This window comes from Mesorhizobium sp. C416B, assembly GCF_030323165.1.
GTDB lineage: Bacteria > Pseudomonadota > Alphaproteobacteria > Rhizobiales > Rhizobiaceae > Mesorhizobium.
In genome coordinates, this window is record NZ_CP100471.1 from 6486019 (window position 1) to 6500715 (window position 14697).

Sequence of the window (14697 nt, forward strand, 5' to 3'; positions counted from 1 at the left end):
GGAGCACCTCCGTGCCCTTCAGCGGGACCCGACAGTTTCGAGTTTTGCCGCAACTTCTAGAGCTGACGCCGTCGCGTTGCCCGGCGCCTGTTCCACCGAGCCCGTCTGCTGCGGCGCCGACAACTGCGCGAACGTCTGCTGCTGGTCGAGCCAGGCCACATAATCCTGCTCGGTATCGACCATGACGATGCCATGCATCATCGGATGCCCCTGGCCGCACAGTTCGGCGCACAGAACCTGGAAGGTCCCGGTCTTGGTGGGGGTGAACCAGAAATAGGTGACCGAGCCCGGTATCATGTCCATCTTGGCGCGGAATTCCGGAACGTAGAAATCGTGCAACACATCGATCGAGCGCAGCAGCATCTTGACCGGCTTGCCGACCGGCAGATGCAGGTCGGCCGCTTCTACCACGACGTCGTCCTGGCCGCTGGGATCCTTGGCGATCACGCCCAGCGGATTTTCAGCGGTGACGTCGCGGGTGTCGGATGTGCCGAGTTTGCCGTCCTTGCCGGGCAAGCGGAAACTCCACTGCCATTGCTGGCCGACGACTTCGACCACGGTTGCGTCGCTTGGAACATTGACGAACCGGCTCCAGACAAACAGGCCGGGAACCAGCATGGCGGTAACACCCACTCCGGTGACGATCGTCAGCCACCATTCGAGCCGCTTGTTCTCCGGTTCGTAGGCCGCCTGGTTGCCTTCGCGGTGACGGAAGCGGAAGACGCAATAGGCCATGAATAGGACGACCGCGGCGAAGACGACGCCGGTGATCCAAAAGGTGATGATGATGGTGTTGTCGATATAGTCCCAATTCGAGGCAATCGGAGTCCACCACCATGGGCTCAGGAAGTGGAACAACACCGAGCCCACGACGATCAAAACGAGTACAACCACTATGGGCATGTCCCGTTCCTCCCGGTATTTCAGGGGGCGCGAAGCCGTCCCGGGAAAATACCAAGTGCATCATGCGTGATTTGCGATCGAAATTCTAGAGCCGGTTGTGGAAGGAGCGAAAAATTGCTTCTGCGGCGCCCGGACCTTGCTTCGTTGGTGACGCCGGAGCGACACCTGACCCCCCAAATCAGGGAGGGCAGGGGCTGGTTTGATTCGGCTTGCCTTGTTCCAGCGGGATCAAAGCGCCTTGATGATGATGCAGCCGGCCAAAAGCAGCACGACGCCGGCGAGCCGCATGCCGGAGACAAGCCGCTGCGGCAGGCGGAACAAGCCGAAGGTGTCGACTAAGATGCCGGCGACCTGCTGGCCGGCCACCGTCAGGCTGACGGCAGCTGCCGCTCCGATGACGGGGATGGCAGTGAACACGGTCGTGACATAGGTGGCGCCGGCAAAACCTCCGAGCCAGCCCCACCAGGGCATCGACGACAGGCCGGCGAGGCGAGGGCGGGGCGTCTTCGTCAGGGCAAGCGTGATCAGAAGCACCGCGGCCATGGCCAGCATCGCCACCAGGAACGAGATGGTGCCGACCGCAAATGGCGCGCCGCCAAGGTCGTGCCGAAGCAAGGCGTTTACAGCGCCTTGCACCGGAAGCACGGCGCCTGCCAGCAGCGCCAGTCCGATCCAGCCGAGTTTCGAGGGCGCCAGATTGTCCGCCGCGCCCTTCTGTCCCAGAACGATGAGGGCAGCACCGGCAAGCACGACCAGCATGCCAAAGGCAGGCCCGGCTCGCAGTCCTGCTTCGGGGATCCCGAGCCAGCCGAACGTGTCGAGGGCGAAGGATGCAAGCATCTGCCCGGCGATGAAGAGCCCGACGGACACGACGGCGCCAAGGCGAGGGAACACAAGAATGGTCGAAACGACGTAGAAGGCCGAAGCCATGCCGCCGATCGCATGCCACCATTCGGCTTGCCGAACGGCAAGCAGAGCCGCTGTCGTTCCGGTGAGGGCCGTGATCGACAACAGCACGATGGCGCCGACCGCGAGCTGAAGCGTGGTCGCGGCAAAGGGTGAGCCGACCGCCTTTGAAAGTTGGGCATTGGCGCCGGCTTGCACCGCAAGCAGGCCACCGGCGACAAGCGCCAGAGGGATGAAGAGGATTTCCACGATCGTATTCCTTGAATGCGAGGTGCGGCGGCTAGGGCATGATCCCAAAAAGTGGGTGCCGGTTTTTGGAAAAGATCATGCTACAACAAAGGGTTAGGTCATGATGAGATTTCAACCAAATCTCATCATGATCTAAGCGGCAGCCGATGCTTCGGGCAGGGCGGGAACGGCAATGCCTCTGACAACTGCGGAGCGTCGGCCTATGGCGGCATACCAACGCGCCAGGTCTGGCGCGTCATCGAGGCTGAGGCCGAGCCTGGTGACGGCCGCGTTGATCCATGGCCATGTCATCACATCGGCGATGCCGTAGCTTTTGCCGACAATGTGCTCATGGTGCTTTAGCCGGCTATCGAGAACGCGGAAGACACGTCCGGTTTCGCGCTCAAAACGCTCGATCACGTAAGGGATTTTTTCCGGCGCGAAGATTTTGTAATTCCACAATTGGCCAAGCGTCGGGCCGACATGGGCCGCCTGGAACAAGGTCCAGGTCAGCGTATCGTCCGCCTCCTGCGCGCCCACCGGCTGAAGGTTGCCCGACCGTCGCGCCAGGTAGTGTAGGATGGCGCCGGATTCGAAGACCGTGCGGCCGGCGTCCCGGTCGACGATCACCGGGATCTTGTTGTTGGGATTGAGCGCCAGGAAATCAGGCTTGGTCTGGTGGCCCCTTTCGATGTCGACCAAGCGGACCGAGTAGGGCAGGCCGACCTCTTCCAGCATGATCGAGGCCTTGTGCCCGTTGGGTGTCTGGCAGGTGTAGAGTTCTATCGGCGTCATGGCTCTTCTCCGCGACTGTTTCTTTTGTCGTCGGACTCCATATGGCGTGCGTGCATGCGCAGATCGACATGCCGATTTCGCCCGCTTGCTCTGCGTTTTTGCACAGCGAAGCGTGATTTTGACTCGCAGAGCGCAGCGCTTTCTTTTATCTTTCTGCAAGAATGCACAGCTCACGCGATATCGACTGGGAAGATCTGCGCATGGTGCTGGCCGTCGCCGATGGCGCTTCGCTGGCGGCGGCGGCTCGGATCCTGGGCGTGAACCACACGACTGTGCTGCGGCGCGTCAACGCCTTCGAGGCGCGGCTGGGTATCCGCCTTTTCGATCGGCTGCCGACTGGCTATGCCCTCACCGCGGGCGGCGAGGAACTGCTGGGCGCGGCACGCACAATGGCCGAGACGGTCAATGAACTGGCGCGCAAACTGTCGGGGCAGGATCTCAGGTTCGAAGGCAGGTTGCGGGTCACCACCACCGATACGCTGATGGCGTCGGTGCTGCCGCCGATCCTGGCGGCGTTTCATAAGCTCCATCCCGGCATACGGGTCGAGGCGATGACGCAGAATTCCATCGCCAACCTGACGCAAAGGGATGCAGACGTGGCGATCAGGCCGGTGTCGCAACCGCAGGAAATCCTGGTCGGCCGGCGCATTTCGGGCGTCGCCTTCGCCGCCTACGCGACACGTTCCTATGCCGAAACGCTACCCCCGGAGCCGAGATTGGGTGTGCTGCGCTGGATCGCGCCCGACGACAGCCTAGCCAACACCGGCGTCGCCCGCTGGATGCGGTCGTCGCTGCCCGATGTCGAGATCGCCATGCGCGCCGATTCCCTGGTAACGATGTCGTATGCGGCGGGCGCCGGAATCGGGGTTGCGGCGCTGCCCTGTTATCTCGGCGACAGCCTGCCCGGGCTTGTAAGGGTCGGAGGGCTGATCGAGGAGATCGGCTCGGCGCTGTGGGTGCTGGTGCACGACGATTTGCGCCGCACGGCGCGCGTCCACGCCTTCACCAAATTCGTCTCCGGCGAATTGCAGCAGCGGCGCGACCTTCTTGAGGGCAGGCTCGTCGCCGGAGCTTGAGACGCACGCCAGCTGACGCGCGGGCTCAGCTCCGCAACAGGTTCCCAAGCTCGGCAACCGTCATCACGCGCCCGAACACCTTGCCTATGATGTCGAGGGTTGCATTGTGCGATGCCTCGTCCAGTCCGCCATTGGCGTCGCTGATGAAAGCCACCTTGTAGTCGCGCATGAAGGCGCTCCGCGCGGTGGATTCGCAGCAGATGCTGGTCACGGTGCCGATGATGATCACCGTGTCGACCCGGCCTGCGCCACGGATGTTGCGCAACACGGTCTCGAGCTGCGTGTTGTGGAAGGCATCGTAGCGGTGCTTTTTGATGACGACATCCCAGGCAAGGGCGCAAGCGCGGCGACGATTTCGGCGCCGGCGCTGCCTTCCCGCATGCCTTTGGTTTCTTCGGCTGATAGCTGGTTCCAGCGGCGAGATATCGAAATGGTCGCTGAGCACATGCTGGGTGTAGATCACCGGGACGCCTTGCGCGCGGCAAAGCTCGACCACCTGCCGCATCGCCGGAATGCGATGGCGGGCCATGGCCACTTCCATGACGGCGCCCTCATCGACGAAGTCGCTTTGCATGTCGATGACCAGGAGGGCTGCGCGTGGCTTGTCGAACGGCCATGGTTCGTCGCCGGGCTGGGGCATTGCGTGTTTCCTGTTTCCGACGTTGATCAGGTGAGCAGCAGGCTCTTCATCGAGACATCGCAATTCCTGCCGATGACGATGTGATCGTGGATGGATGGAGAGATCAAGGTCGTGGCAATCTCGCAGCGAGTTCCGGGATTTGTTTGGGCGACTTGACGCGTCCTCGCTTGGCCTACGGCTCGATGACCGCGATCGCATCGATCTCTATCAGGTAGCCGGGAGACATCACCGCTATCCCGACCACTACGTTTGCCGGCTTGTGATCGCCGAACAGCTCGATCTGGGCCGCTTCGATGATCGGCACGTGTTCGTCGCGTTTGTAATCGACGATGTAGATCGTGATCTTGCAGACTTGCTCGGGCCGAGCGCCGGCGGCAGCAAGCGCTCGGCCGAGATTCCCGAACGCCAGGCGCGCCTGGACTGCGAAATCACCATGGCCAACGAGCTTGCCGTGTATGTCTTCTGGCTGCTGGCCCGAGACGAACACCAGCTTGCTTCCTGTCGCAACGACGACCTGGGAGTACATTTCCGGAATCGGCAGGTCATTTGGATTTATGCATTCGAGCGTCATTGAATAGATCTCCTGCAATGGCTGTCGGGAACTGGCTGCTTCGTATTCGCGGGTCTACCACATTGTCGCCGAAGCGGGCGCTTCCGTCGCAATATCACTTCTACACCGCAACCGTGGGCATTTGAGCCAAAGCGGAATGTTGCTGATTGGCTCGCGAGCGGTGGCGTTTGGGTTGACGGCGCCGGCGAGCGTCGGGCTCAGATCAGCAGCAGGCCCTTCATCGAGGCATTGCCTTTCTTGCCGATGATGATGTGGTCGTGGACGGCGATGCCGAGCGGCTTGGCGCTGTCGATGATCTGCTTGGTCATTTCGATGTCCGCACGCGATGGTGTCGGATCGCCTGATGGGTGATTATGCACCAGGATGACGGCGCTGGCCGACAGTTCCAGCGCGCGCTTGATCACTTCGCGCGGATAGACCGGCGTGTGGTCCACGGTGCCGACCTGCTGTACCTCGTCGGCGATCAGCACGTTCTTCTTGTCGAGGAACAGGATGCGGAAATGTTCGCGGTTCTCGAACGCCATCGCCGAGCGGCAGTACGCAAGAAGCTGCGTCCAGTTGGACAGCACCTCGCGGTCGCGAACCTCGGTCCGCGCCATGCGCTGCGCGGCAGCGGCAATCACCTTCAGGTCGACGGCCACGGCGGGGCCGATGCCCTTCACCTCCTGCAGCAGCGCCACCGGTGCGCCAAGCACTTCGCCAAAAGTGCCGAAGCGCGCCAAAAGCGCCTTGGCGATCGGCTTGGTGTCGACGCGCGGGATCAGGCGAAACAGCAGCAGTTCGAGAAGTTCGTAGTCGGGCAGGGCGTCTGCGCCGCCGGCAACGAAGCGCTCGCGCAAACGGTCGCGATGGCCGTGATAGTGTGGCTTCTCCGTCGATTTGTCTCTTGGTGCCTTGTCCTTCGCCGGTGGTTCAAGCCACCGCTCGGAGAAGAACCCCCGTTCGTCGTCGCCACTCTTCCCCATCGACCCCCCCACACTCCCCGAAGGCTTCGACGGCAGATTAGAGCGGTAAGCAGCGCGCGGTCGAGTTTTTTCGGCGACGGCGCCTCAAAGCTGCGGCTTGAGGCGATCTTGTTTTCAGCTGACCGGCGGCAGGCCGGGGCGGTCGAGCTTGTTTGGCGACAGGGTGAAAATCTCGCAGCCAGTTTCGGTGACGCCGATCGTGTGTTCGTACTGCGCCGACAGCGAGCGGTCGCGCGTCACCGCCGTCCAGCCGTCCGACAGCACTTTCACATGCGGCCGGCCAAGATTGATCATGGGCTCGATGGTGAAGATCATGCCCGGCCGCATCTCGACGCCTTCCGAGGCGGTGCCATAGTGCAGGATGTTGGGTGCGTCGTGGAACAGCTGGCCAACGCCGTGGCCGCAGAAATCGCGCACCACCGAGCAGCGCTCGGCCTCGGCATAGGTCTGGATGGCGGCGCCGATGGCGCCGGTGCGGGCGCCGGGCCGGACCGCCGCGATGCCGCGCATCAGGCACTCGTGGGTTACTTCGAGCAGGCGTTCGGCGGCGCGCTTGATGGTGCCGACGGGATACATGCGCGAGGAATCGCCGTGCCAGCCGTCGAGGATGTAGGTGACGTCGATGTTGACAATGTCGCCATCCTTCAACGGCTTGTTGTCTGGAATGCCGTGGCAGACGACGTGGTTGATCGAGGTGCAGGACGCTTTGGTGTAGCCGCGGTAGTTGAGCGTCGCCGGTAGCGCGCCTTGGTCCATGCCGAATTCGAAGACGAAACGGTCGATGGTCTCGGTGGTGACACCCGGCTGGACCATCGGCACCAGTTCATCGAGGCAGCGCGCGGTGAGATCGCAGGCCTTGCGCATGCCGGCAAATCCTTCTTCGCCGTAGAGGCGGATCTGGCCGGTGTTCCTGAGGGGTGCCGTGGCGGCGTCGAGATAGGTGACCATAGTGTCCGTTTGCCTGTAAGCGGGCGGCGCATATCAGCCCGTTAGAAAATTTCCCCAGATTTGGCACTGCAAGCCGCAAGGTTCAAGGAAGAACTGCCGGCAATGGACTGATACTGGCGATATTCCTGGCTTGCGCGGCCGCTCAGATGACATCCAGGTTCGCGATCTCCTCCGAATGCCGAGATCGCACTGACGACACATTTTCGCGCAAAAGCAGCCAAAGCAACTTCTGACGACGAACGGCGTTGCTGTGGTCGACGCCAGTTCGGGAGATATAGAATGGACAGATTGCAATTCGAGGTGCCGGTGCGCATCGCGCCCGCGCCCGGGCTGCCGGTAGAGGAAATATACAGCGTCGAACAGGCGCTGGATATCCTGCATGACTGGCCAAAGAAGCGACAGGGCAAGGTCTATGAAGCGGCGTTCAATGCCTGTTTCGGCGCCACGGTGGATGTGGTCAGGACTGAGGACGCATGGCGCGCCTTCATGGCGTTTTGCCGGGTCAGTGGCCTGCTGGCCAGGGACATGATGGTTACGGCCAAGCGCGCCGGCGAGGCGAGGGGCCTGAGGGTCTAGAGTTCTGCTTGGCCTGGAGGCCGGCCAACCGACTCGTTCCAATCGGCGCAGACTCCGCGGCGTTAAGGTTCCGTTTCCGACTTCACAGCTAGGCATGAGCCATAGAGCAGCGTCTGATTCGTTGCGTCGGTTTCATGGTGCAGAACATGTCTTCAGCCAATGTGCGTACCTTCCCGCTAGATCGGCAGACCGTGCTGGTGCGCGAGGTCGCCGCAAGGCTGGGCAGACTGCACGGCGACACGGCCACGTCGTTCTGGAAGGCCACGGCGCGCGAACTCCTCGACAAGGCGGTCGCGGCCGGCTGCGATGCGGCTTCGGCGGCCAACGATGTCCGTCGGTTTTTTGCCGCGGTCCAGGACGAGATGCATTTCAAGGCGGACGATGCCGCACCGGGGCAGCGCCGGACGCGCACCCGCCCCTAGCCTCAAACAGAGCACACACGCGCTCATCATTGTGTGGCCAACCGTGGACCGGTCTTGGCGTCGACGAATCTCGGGTCTTACGCTGTCGATTGTGCCGTCCCAGCCACGGCGAGCGCCTTGTTGAACGCGGGACAGGCGATGAAATACTGGTCGCGCTCGGCCCCGGCGACGTCGGTCATCGCCAAGGAAATCGTCGAGCGCTATGGCGGGACTATCATGCCGGAGACCTGCCTGACGGCCGCCTTTGCAAACAGTGGGTTTCAAGGCGGCTTAGCGCAAGGCGTCGGCCTCTCGGCGATCCCTGTGCCGACCCGATCCGAATCGGCTATGCCTGCGCGATGCAGGAAACGTCTCTCTACATCCCGGTGAAGCGGTTTCTCGAGAGCCTGGAATTCACGGTCAAGGGCGAAGTCGGGCACTGCGATATCGTGGCGGTGCGCGACGGCGAGCCGCCTGTGCTGGTTATCTGCGAACTGAAATTGCAGTTCAACCTCGAACTGGTGCTGCAAGGTGTCGATCGCGCCGCGGCATGCGACGAAGTGTGGCTGGCCGCGCGCATGTCGGCGCGTGGCAAAGGCCGCGAGCACGACCGCCGTTTTCGCGCGCTGTGCCGGCGGCTCGGCTTCGGGCTTCTGGCTGTCAGCGGCAAGGGGGAGGTCGAATTGCTGCTCAGCCCGGCCGCTTTGCCGCCGCGTCGCGATCCAAAGCGGCGCTCGCGGCTGATGGAGGAACACCGGCGCCGGCGCGGCGATCCGGTGGTCGGCGGCGGTTCGCGCGCGCCGATCATGACCGCCTACCGGCAGGATGCGCTGGCCTGCGCCGCAGCCATGACCGACGGGCCGAAACGCCCCCGCGATCTGAAAGCGATTTCGCCGCGCGCGGCCAGCATCCTCCTGGACAATGTCTATGGCTGGTTCGCCAGGGCCGAGCGCGGCGTCTACGCGCTGACCGAGGGTGGCCACGCGGCGTTACAGCGCTGGCCGCAGGTAGCGCACGACCAAGGGTGAGTGGCCGGAGATTGCGGCGAGCAGGCGCCGAGGGAAACCTCGGCACGGCAGCCGCTGTTCGCCGTTTCAACCGATTCGCCGCGCCACCGTTCCAGCCGCTGCTAGTTCGGCGGCTGCCGCGAGGCTTATTGTTTTCCTGAAAGATCTGGTACGCCCAAGGGGAATCGAACCCCTGTTACCGCCGTGAAAGGGTCGCTATCGGTTCCAACCGTGTGCACACATGTGTAAGACAATCAACTGGTTAACCGTTATGATGTTCACTTGTGTTTATGCTTTTCCAACTCTGTTGAGGGGTATATATTGGACAAAGTGTTGGACACGGAAGGCGCCGGCAAATGGTCGAGAAGGTACGCGACAGGAAGATGGACACGCCAAACGCTCGCAAGGCGTTGCCGGCGAGGGGGAAGCCCTATTACCGCACCATCGCCAAGGGCCTGCACCTTGGATACCGAAAGGGCCAGACTGGCGGCCGGTGGGTCGCACGGCACTATATCGGTGGGCAGGACTACGTTGTGGAAACCATCGCCGACGCCGACGACAAGCTGGAGGCCAACGGCACCACTGTCCTTACGTTCTCCCAAGCCCAGGATCGCGCCCGCCAGCTTCAAGCCGATCGTCACGCGCCTACACCCAAGGCGGGGCCCTACACGGTCAACGATGCTCTGGATGCCTATGTCCACTGGATGGAGGGCAAGAGGAAGTCGGCGAGGGACACCAAATGGCGTCGCAAGCTGATCGAGGCCGAGCTGGGCGATAAAGAAGTTGCCAAACTCACCGCCGATGAAATCCGGAAATGGCACCGCAAAGTTTCAGAAACGCCGCCACGGCTCCGGACCAAGGAAGGGGAGCAGCAGCGTTACCGCGATCTCGGGACGGACAGTGCATCGATCCGCCAGCGCCGCGCCACGGCAAACCGTGTGCTGACCATTCTCAAGGCTGCCTTGAATTATGCATGGCGGGAGGGGAAGGTAGACTCTGATAAGGAATGGCGGCGCGTGGAGCCATTCGAGGACGTAGAGACCGCGAGGGTGAGATACCTATCCATTGCCGAGGCGAAGCGTCTGGTGAATGCCTGCGAGCCTGATTTTCGCAGCATTGTCCAGGCCGCACTTCAAACCGGCGCCCGTTATGGGGAGTTGGCTCGGCTCACCGTCGCTGATTTCAACTCTGATGTCGGTACGCTGACCATTGGTGAAAGCAAGTCGGGGGAAGTCCGGCACGTCGTCCTGACCGAGGAAGGCAAGAAGCTCTTTGGCCAGCTCGCCAGCGGCAAAGAAGGCACGGCGCTGTTGATGACCAACGCTGCCGGTAACCCTTGGGGGAAGTCTCACCAGTCGCGGCCGATGACGGACGCGTGCGCTGCAGCCAAGATCAATCCGGTGATCGGCTTCCATGGCTTGCGCCACACGTGGGCGAGCTTGGCGGTCATGAACGGCATGCCGCTGCTTGTCGTCGCTGCGCAGCTAGGCCACACAGACACCCGAATGGTGGAAAAGCACTACGGCCACCTGTCCAAGTCCTACATTGCCGACGCGGTGAGGGCTGGCGCACCAAGGTTTGGAATTGAGGATACCAATGTCGTCCCTATGGAGGCGACCAATGTCTGAGGACTGGATTTCCTTCGATGAGGCGCTGGCCTATGTCGAGGCCCGCAAAGTTTCCAACCCCGCGTCCAGGCTATGGGATGTCATCCGGCGGAAGAGGATCAAAGGCAGCTTTCCCGGCGATGCGGATGACGATTCCAATTCCGATGCTTGGACTGACTATCACCTAAACACGCGCGCAGCATTTATGAGTGCGGCCGATCGCTATGCGATGACCAGGGTGTATCTCCCTAGCCTACTGGCATGGCTTGACCGTCTTTCAGGAGGCCATATGGCGACGCAACCGAAGCCGGCCTACGGGCGGAAGCCGGGAACGGGGAAGACGACAACGGACGCGCCATTCGTCACCATGATGCGAGATCTGTTGGCGTCAAAACAGGCAAACAGCATGGCCGACGCTGCGAGAAAGGTGATTGCGGGAAATCCTAGCCTCCAATCCAAGACGACGACTGAACCCAGCATCGTTCGGCGTCTTAGCGACCTTTACAAGAAGGTATACCCCGGAGAATAACGGAGCCTCCGTTATTCTCAGATGCTCCGTGCCTCCGCATGGTTCAAATAGGCATCCTCTCCATTGGTTCACTTGAACCGGAAAGGATTACTATGAACACCGTTACAGCGGCTCTCACCATCCCGGAATTTTGCCAAGCCAACCGCATCAGCCGGGGTAGCTTCTACAATCTCAAGAAGGCCGGCAAGGCGCCGCGCCTGATGATCGTCGGCAACCGCGTCCTCATCTCTCCAGAGGCTAATGCGGAATGGCGGCTTGCCCGCGAACAGGATGCCGTCGAGGTGGCGGCATGAACAGCGGTGTCGATCACGAACTGTCCGACAAGGCCGATGAGGCTGCTATCTGGCTCACTGCGAACTGGTGGAAGGCAGAGCGGCCCTTGGTGCCATTTCTGCGAAAGCGGTTCGGGCTCTCCAATCACGAAGCCATTGAGTCCATGCGCGAGAGCGCCCGCATGAGGGGGCTCACCAATGCAAAGCCCTGAAATGGAAACCGCCGCTACCGACTGGCATCGGAGCGGCGGCAATGGAAAAACGTCACCCCATACTTCTATCGCTGCTGCGCTCACTCCGCAAGAGAAATGGCGTCTGGCCAACCCCTTGGCGCGCTGGGCTCACATCGCTGTCCAGTCCGCTCTCAAGCGCGGACTCCTGGTCAAGCAGGACTGCGCGGTCTGCGGCATCTCAAAGACAGACTTCCATCACGACCCGGATCACTATGACCGGCCGCTGGATGGCGTGTGGTTGTGCCGGAAGCATCATAAGCGTGAACACCGCCGGCTGAAGTGCGAGGCCGCCGATGGCTGAGGGCGTAGCGCGCAAGGGCCGCAAGACCAAGATCGCAGGCCAGTTCTCATGGCGCCTTGTCGAAATGCAGGAGTCCCCGGCCTATCGGGTACTCTCGCAATCTGGCCACCGGGTGCTGGACCGGCTTGAGATCGAACTAGGCCACCACGGTGGCAACGACAACGGCAAGCTGCCGACGACCTTCGACCAGTTCGAGGATTATGGGATCCACAGACACGCTATCGCGCCGGCGGTGCGTGAGGTGGTGGCGCTCGGCTTCGTTGAGATCACTCAGGAAGGCAGGGCTGGCAATGCTGAATGGCGTCGCCCTAATTTATTCAGGCTGACCTATCGCCATCTCGACAAGGCAGAGCCGACAAATGACTGGCGCCAGATCGATACCCTGGAGGCTGCGGAGATGATTGCGAGAGCGGCCAGAGCTGCATCTGAGAAACAAAACTCCAGTGGCGGAAAACGCCAGATTTCAGTGCGGATTGTGCACCACAAACAGGAAATCCTTAGTGCGGATTCCACCACTACAGGGCTTAGTGCGGATTCCACCACTACATCTATATCTCGGGGTGCAGGTCATGGGTGAGGTAGTGCCATTCCCCAGCCAAGGTGTTCGCACTGTGCCGTGCCATCGTATCGCTGAGATGTACGAACTCCAGGTCTACGAAGATGGCAGGTGGCGGGCCTACTCCATCCACTACTCCCTGGAGGACGCAAAAAAAGCGGCTGCAAACGTGATCGGGACGAAGGTGATCGCCTGAGTCCACCGAGCATCCGGAGCATGTTTTCTCCTGAGACATGGCTAACCCCAAATCAGTGTCACCCAACTGCCTTGCCGCTGTATCAAGGCGGTAAATTGCACTCACTTGAACGCACATAGACTATCAAAAACAGTGACTTGTCGGGTGTTCACTGGTACTCTGTCCAACGTTTAGCCAATTCGAGGCGGAAAATGCAAGCAGACGCAGCAGAGATGGAAGGCGAGTCCAGCCCGAAGCAGGGCGGAAAGGTTCGGCTTAGGACGCTGGACGATCTGGACCGCCGCACGACTGCTGCCCGCGTGGTGTTCGAGTTACGTGACACCCTGGCTGCCGATCTCGGTGGCAAGGCCAATCTGTCGAGCATGAAGCTGGAGCTTATCGACAACGTGGCCGTGCTTGGCGCCATGCTGAAGGACAGCGCCGCCAGCTACATCACAGGCGAAGAGGTGGACATCACCGAGTTCATGGCCCTGACCAACGCACAGCGCCGGCTGCTGGCCGATCTCGGTCTAGAGCGCCGTGCCTTGAAGGACATCACCCCGACGCTGCGAGACTACGCCGCCACTAGGTACGCAGGTGCTTCCTCGTGAGCCTGGCCAACATCACCATCGATACGGCGCTTCGTGACCCGAACCTGCTTGGTGCTGCTCTCGGCCCATCAGTGACGTGGGACACATGGATTGCCATCCTCCGCGCTGCCTATGGTCTGGATCTATCCCCCGACGAGCTTACCGCCTTCAATGCCGTTGCCGGTGGCAGGGCGCCGCCCGTCAAGCGCGTTCGTGAGCTTTGGTGCATCATCGGCCGCCGCTCGGGAAAGTCGCGTGTAGCGGCTGCCCTGGCTGACTTCATTGCCGCCTTCCAAGACCACAGTGGCAAGCTTGCTCCAGGCGAGACCGGAACCATCCTCGTGCTGGCCGCCTCACAACGGCAGGCTCGGGCCGTCTATGACTACATCAAGGCATTCTTCGAAGCTTCGCCAATCCTCTCTCAGCTTGTCGAGAGCGTGACAAACGATGAGATCAAGCTTGCCGGCAACATTGGCATCTCGGTCCACACGAACAACTACAGGACCGTTCGCGGTCGCACCCTGATCGCCTGCATCTTTGACGAGGTGGGCTTCTGGCGTGACGAGTCCACATCACTGCCCGATGTCGAGACCTACCGCGCCGTGCTGCCTGCACTGGCAACGACCGGCGGGATGCTGATCGGCATCTCAAGCCCGTATGCCCAGCGTGGGCTGCTCTACACCAAGCACCGGGATTGCTACGGCAAGGACGATGCACAGGTTCTGGTGGTGCAGGCCGGGACCAAGGTCTTCAACCCGACCATCGACGCAGACATCATCGACCAGGCGCACCGGGATGACCCGGAATCGGCTGCTGCTGAATGGGATGCAAAATTCCGCGGTGACCTGTCCACATTCGTTGATCGGGCCGTGGTGGAGCGCTGCGTTGATATCGGCATCCATGAGCGCCCGTACCTGCGGCAATACCGCTACGTGGGTTTTGCCGACCCGAGCGGCGGCGCTCACGACTCGATGACCCTTGGCATTGCCCACAGGGAAGGCGACAGGGGCGTTCTGGACTGCCTGCGAGAGGTGAAGCCTCCCTTCGCCCCGGCCGATGTCGTCGGTGAGTTCACCAGGGTTTTGAACACCTACAAGATCACCAGCGTGACCGGCGATCGATATGCCGGCTCCTGGGTTTCGGATGCATTCCGCAAGGAAGGAATTCGCTACGTCGCGTCTGAAAGATCCCGCTCGGAAATCTATCTGGACGCGCTGCCGCAGCTCATGGGCGGAACCGCCTCGCTGCTGGATAACATCCGGCTTGTCGGTCAAATCTCTCAGCTTGAGCGGCGCACCACGCGCACCGGCAAAGACAACATCGCCACATGTCCGGCGCCTCGGATGACCTGTGCAACGCGGCTCTTGGCGCCATCATGCATGTGCCGTCATTGAACCGTGCTGACGCGAACCACTATG

At 61.6% G+C, this 14697-nt stretch carries 19 protein-coding genes; 12 read left to right on the forward strand and 7 right to left on the reverse strand.

All coding sequences use genetic code 11. The annotated features are described in order from the left end of the window. Window positions 1-18: 18 nt before the first annotated feature. The 3 genes from NLY43_RS31370 to NLY43_RS31380 form a co-directional block, all read right to left on the reverse strand. On the reverse strand, window positions 19-903 hold the full coding sequence (locus NLY43_RS31370) for a cytochrome c oxidase subunit II (protein WP_023667661.1): 885 nt from the start codon (window positions 901-903) through the stop codon (window positions 19-21). Between the two features lie 228 nt (window positions 904-1131). Next, window positions 1132-2058, reverse strand: coding sequence for a DMT family transporter (locus tag NLY43_RS31375; RefSeq protein WP_023710676.1), 927 nt, complete (start codon window positions 2056-2058; stop codon window positions 1132-1134). Between the two features lie 132 nt (window positions 2059-2190). After that, window positions 2191-2832 carry a glutathione S-transferase family protein gene (locus tag NLY43_RS31380; RefSeq protein WP_031199076.1) on the reverse strand — a complete coding sequence of 214 codons (642 nt, stop codon included), beginning with the start codon at window positions 2830-2832 and terminating at the stop codon, window positions 2191-2193. 161 nt (window positions 2833-2993) lie between these two features. Here NLY43_RS31380 and NLY43_RS31385 point away from each other — a divergent pair, with 161 nt between their 5' ends. Continuing rightward, window positions 2994-3908: a LysR family transcriptional regulator gene (locus NLY43_RS31385; RefSeq protein ID WP_023710674.1), complete on the forward strand. Its 915-nt coding sequence runs from the start codon at window positions 2994-2996 to the stop codon at window positions 3906-3908. Between the two features lie 25 nt (window positions 3909-3933). On the opposite strand, the gene NLY43_RS31390 is transcribed toward NLY43_RS31385, so the two are convergent. The 4 genes from NLY43_RS31390 to map form a co-directional block, all read right to left on the reverse strand. Next, complete coding sequence (locus NLY43_RS31390) at window positions 3934-4548, reverse strand: cysteine hydrolase family protein (RefSeq protein ID WP_023710673.1); 615 nt, start codon at window positions 4546-4548, stop codon at window positions 3934-3936. 172 nt (window positions 4549-4720) lie between these two features. Then, window positions 4721-5119 (reverse strand): RidA family protein, encoded by a 399-nt coding sequence (locus NLY43_RS31395; RefSeq protein WP_023695466.1) that lies wholly within the window; start codon window positions 5117-5119, stop codon window positions 4721-4723. A 197-nt stretch (window positions 5120-5316) separates the two neighbouring features. Continuing rightward, window positions 5317-6084 carry a RadC family protein gene (gene radC, locus NLY43_RS31400; RefSeq protein WP_023688238.1) on the reverse strand — a complete coding sequence of 256 codons (768 nt, stop codon included), beginning with the start codon at window positions 6082-6084 and terminating at the stop codon, window positions 5317-5319. A 114-nt stretch (window positions 6085-6198) separates the two neighbouring features. After that, window positions 6199-7032 carry a type I methionyl aminopeptidase gene (map, locus tag NLY43_RS31405; RefSeq protein WP_023695465.1) on the reverse strand — a complete coding sequence of 278 codons (834 nt, stop codon included), beginning with the start codon at window positions 7030-7032 and terminating at the stop codon, window positions 6199-6201. A gap of 279 nt (window positions 7033-7311) precedes the next feature. Between map and NLY43_RS31410 the strand changes: the two genes are divergently transcribed. The 11 genes from NLY43_RS31410 to NLY43_RS31460 all read left to right on the forward strand — a co-directional run bounded on the left by NLY43_RS31410 (window position 7312) and on the right by NLY43_RS31460 (window position 14673). Further along, window positions 7312-7608 carry a DUF982 domain-containing protein gene (locus tag NLY43_RS31410; protein WP_023688240.1) on the forward strand — a complete coding sequence of 99 codons (297 nt, stop codon included), beginning with the start codon at window positions 7312-7314 and terminating at the stop codon, window positions 7606-7608. Window positions 7609-7754: 146 nt separating this feature from the next. Beyond that, a complete protein-coding gene (locus NLY43_RS31415) occupies window positions 7755-8030 on the forward strand; it encodes a DUF6074 family protein (RefSeq protein WP_023681621.1) in 276 nt (91 codons plus the stop codon). 338 nt (window positions 8031-8368) lie between these two features. Next, window positions 8369-9037: a DUF2161 domain-containing phosphodiesterase gene (locus tag NLY43_RS31420; protein WP_023688243.1), complete on the forward strand. Its 669-nt coding sequence runs from the start codon at window positions 8369-8371 to the stop codon at window positions 9035-9037. A 335-nt stretch (window positions 9038-9372) separates the two neighbouring features. After that, a complete protein-coding gene (locus NLY43_RS31425) occupies window positions 9373-10644 on the forward strand; it encodes a tyrosine-type recombinase/integrase (protein ID WP_023710672.1) in 1272 nt (423 codons plus the stop codon). Then, a complete protein-coding gene (locus NLY43_RS31430) occupies window positions 10637-11152 on the forward strand; it encodes a hypothetical protein (protein ID WP_023688245.1) in 516 nt (171 codons plus the stop codon). Before NLY43_RS31425 ends, NLY43_RS31430 begins: the two co-directional genes overlap by 8 nt. Before the next feature lie 92 nt (window positions 11153-11244). Beyond that, the gene (locus NLY43_RS31435) at window positions 11245-11445 is read left to right on the forward strand and encodes a hypothetical protein (RefSeq protein WP_023688246.1); all 201 of its coding nucleotides are present in this window, start codon (window positions 11245-11247) and stop codon (window positions 11443-11445) included. After that, window positions 11442-11636: a hypothetical protein gene (locus NLY43_RS31440; RefSeq protein ID WP_023688247.1), complete on the forward strand. Its 195-nt coding sequence runs from the start codon at window positions 11442-11444 to the stop codon at window positions 11634-11636. The genes NLY43_RS31435 and NLY43_RS31440 overlap by 4 nt, the downstream gene beginning before the upstream one ends. Then, the gene (locus NLY43_RS31445; protein WP_245262616.1) at window positions 11623-11958 is read left to right on the forward strand and encodes a hypothetical protein; all 336 of its coding nucleotides are present in this window, start codon (window positions 11623-11625) and stop codon (window positions 11956-11958) included. Before NLY43_RS31440 ends, NLY43_RS31445 begins: the two co-directional genes overlap by 14 nt. Beyond that, complete coding sequence (locus NLY43_RS31450) at window positions 11951-12535, forward strand: hypothetical protein (RefSeq protein WP_023710671.1); 585 nt, start codon at window positions 11951-11953, stop codon at window positions 12533-12535. Before NLY43_RS31445 ends, NLY43_RS31450 begins: the two co-directional genes overlap by 8 nt. A 366-nt stretch (window positions 12536-12901) precedes the next feature. After that, window positions 12902-13300, forward strand: a complete 399-nt coding sequence (locus tag NLY43_RS31455; protein ID WP_156935488.1) for a hypothetical protein — start codon at window positions 12902-12904, stop codon at window positions 13298-13300. Beyond that, window positions 13297-14673: a terminase large subunit domain-containing protein gene (locus NLY43_RS31460; protein ID WP_245263960.1), complete on the forward strand. Its 1377-nt coding sequence runs from the start codon at window positions 13297-13299 to the stop codon at window positions 14671-14673. The genes NLY43_RS31455 and NLY43_RS31460 overlap by 4 nt, the downstream gene beginning before the upstream one ends. The last annotated feature ends 24 nt before the right edge of the window (window positions 14674-14697 follow it).

Bases quoted from the DNA above. Each gene is read 5' to 3' on its own strand.
- NLY43_RS31415 (WP_023681621.1), top strand. From the start codon at position 7,755: ATGTCTTCAGCCAATGTGCGTACCTTCCCGCTAGATCGGCAGACCGTG.
- NLY43_RS31390 (WP_023710673.1), bottom strand. From the start codon at position 4,548: ATGCCCCAGCCCGGCGACGAACCATGGCCGTTCGACAAGCCACGCGCA.
- radC (WP_023688238.1), bottom strand. From the start codon at position 6,084: ATGGGGAAGAGTGGCGACGACGAACGGGGGTTCTTCTCCGAGCGGTGG.
- NLY43_RS31385 (WP_023710674.1), top strand. From the start codon at position 2,994: ATGCACAGCTCACGCGATATCGACTGGGAAGATCTGCGCATGGTGCTG.
- NLY43_RS31450 (WP_023710671.1), top strand. From the start codon at position 11,951: ATGGCTGAGGGCGTAGCGCGCAAGGGCCGCAAGACCAAGATCGCAGGC.
- NLY43_RS31370 (WP_023667661.1), bottom strand. From the start codon at position 903: ATGCCCATAGTGGTTGTACTCGTTTTGATCGTCGTGGGCTCGGTGTTG.
- NLY43_RS31395 (WP_023695466.1), bottom strand. From the start codon at position 5,119: ATGACGCTCGAATGCATAAATCCAAATGACCTGCCGATTCCGGAAATG.
- NLY43_RS31420 (WP_023688243.1), top strand. From the start codon at position 8,369: ATGCAGGAAACGTCTCTCTACATCCCGGTGAAGCGGTTTCTCGAGAGC.
- NLY43_RS31440 (WP_023688247.1), top strand. From the start codon at position 11,442: ATGAACAGCGGTGTCGATCACGAACTGTCCGACAAGGCCGATGAGGCT.
- NLY43_RS31410 (WP_023688240.1), top strand. From the start codon at position 7,312: ATGGACAGATTGCAATTCGAGGTGCCGGTGCGCATCGCGCCCGCGCCC.
- map (WP_023695465.1), bottom strand. From the start codon at position 7,032: ATGGTCACCTATCTCGACGCCGCCACGGCACCCCTCAGGAACACCGGC.
- NLY43_RS31430 (WP_023688245.1), top strand. From the start codon at position 10,637: ATGTCTGAGGACTGGATTTCCTTCGATGAGGCGCTGGCCTATGTCGAG.
- NLY43_RS31435 (WP_023688246.1), top strand. From the start codon at position 11,245: ATGAACACCGTTACAGCGGCTCTCACCATCCCGGAATTTTGCCAAGCC.
- NLY43_RS31380 (WP_031199076.1), bottom strand. From the start codon at position 2,832: ATGACGCCGATAGAACTCTACACCTGCCAGACACCCAACGGGCACAAG.
- NLY43_RS31455 (WP_156935488.1), top strand. From the start codon at position 12,902: ATGCAAGCAGACGCAGCAGAGATGGAAGGCGAGTCCAGCCCGAAGCAG.
- NLY43_RS31425 (WP_023710672.1), top strand. From the start codon at position 9,373: ATGGTCGAGAAGGTACGCGACAGGAAGATGGACACGCCAAACGCTCGC.
- NLY43_RS31445 (WP_245262616.1), top strand. From the start codon at position 11,623: ATGCAAAGCCCTGAAATGGAAACCGCCGCTACCGACTGGCATCGGAGC.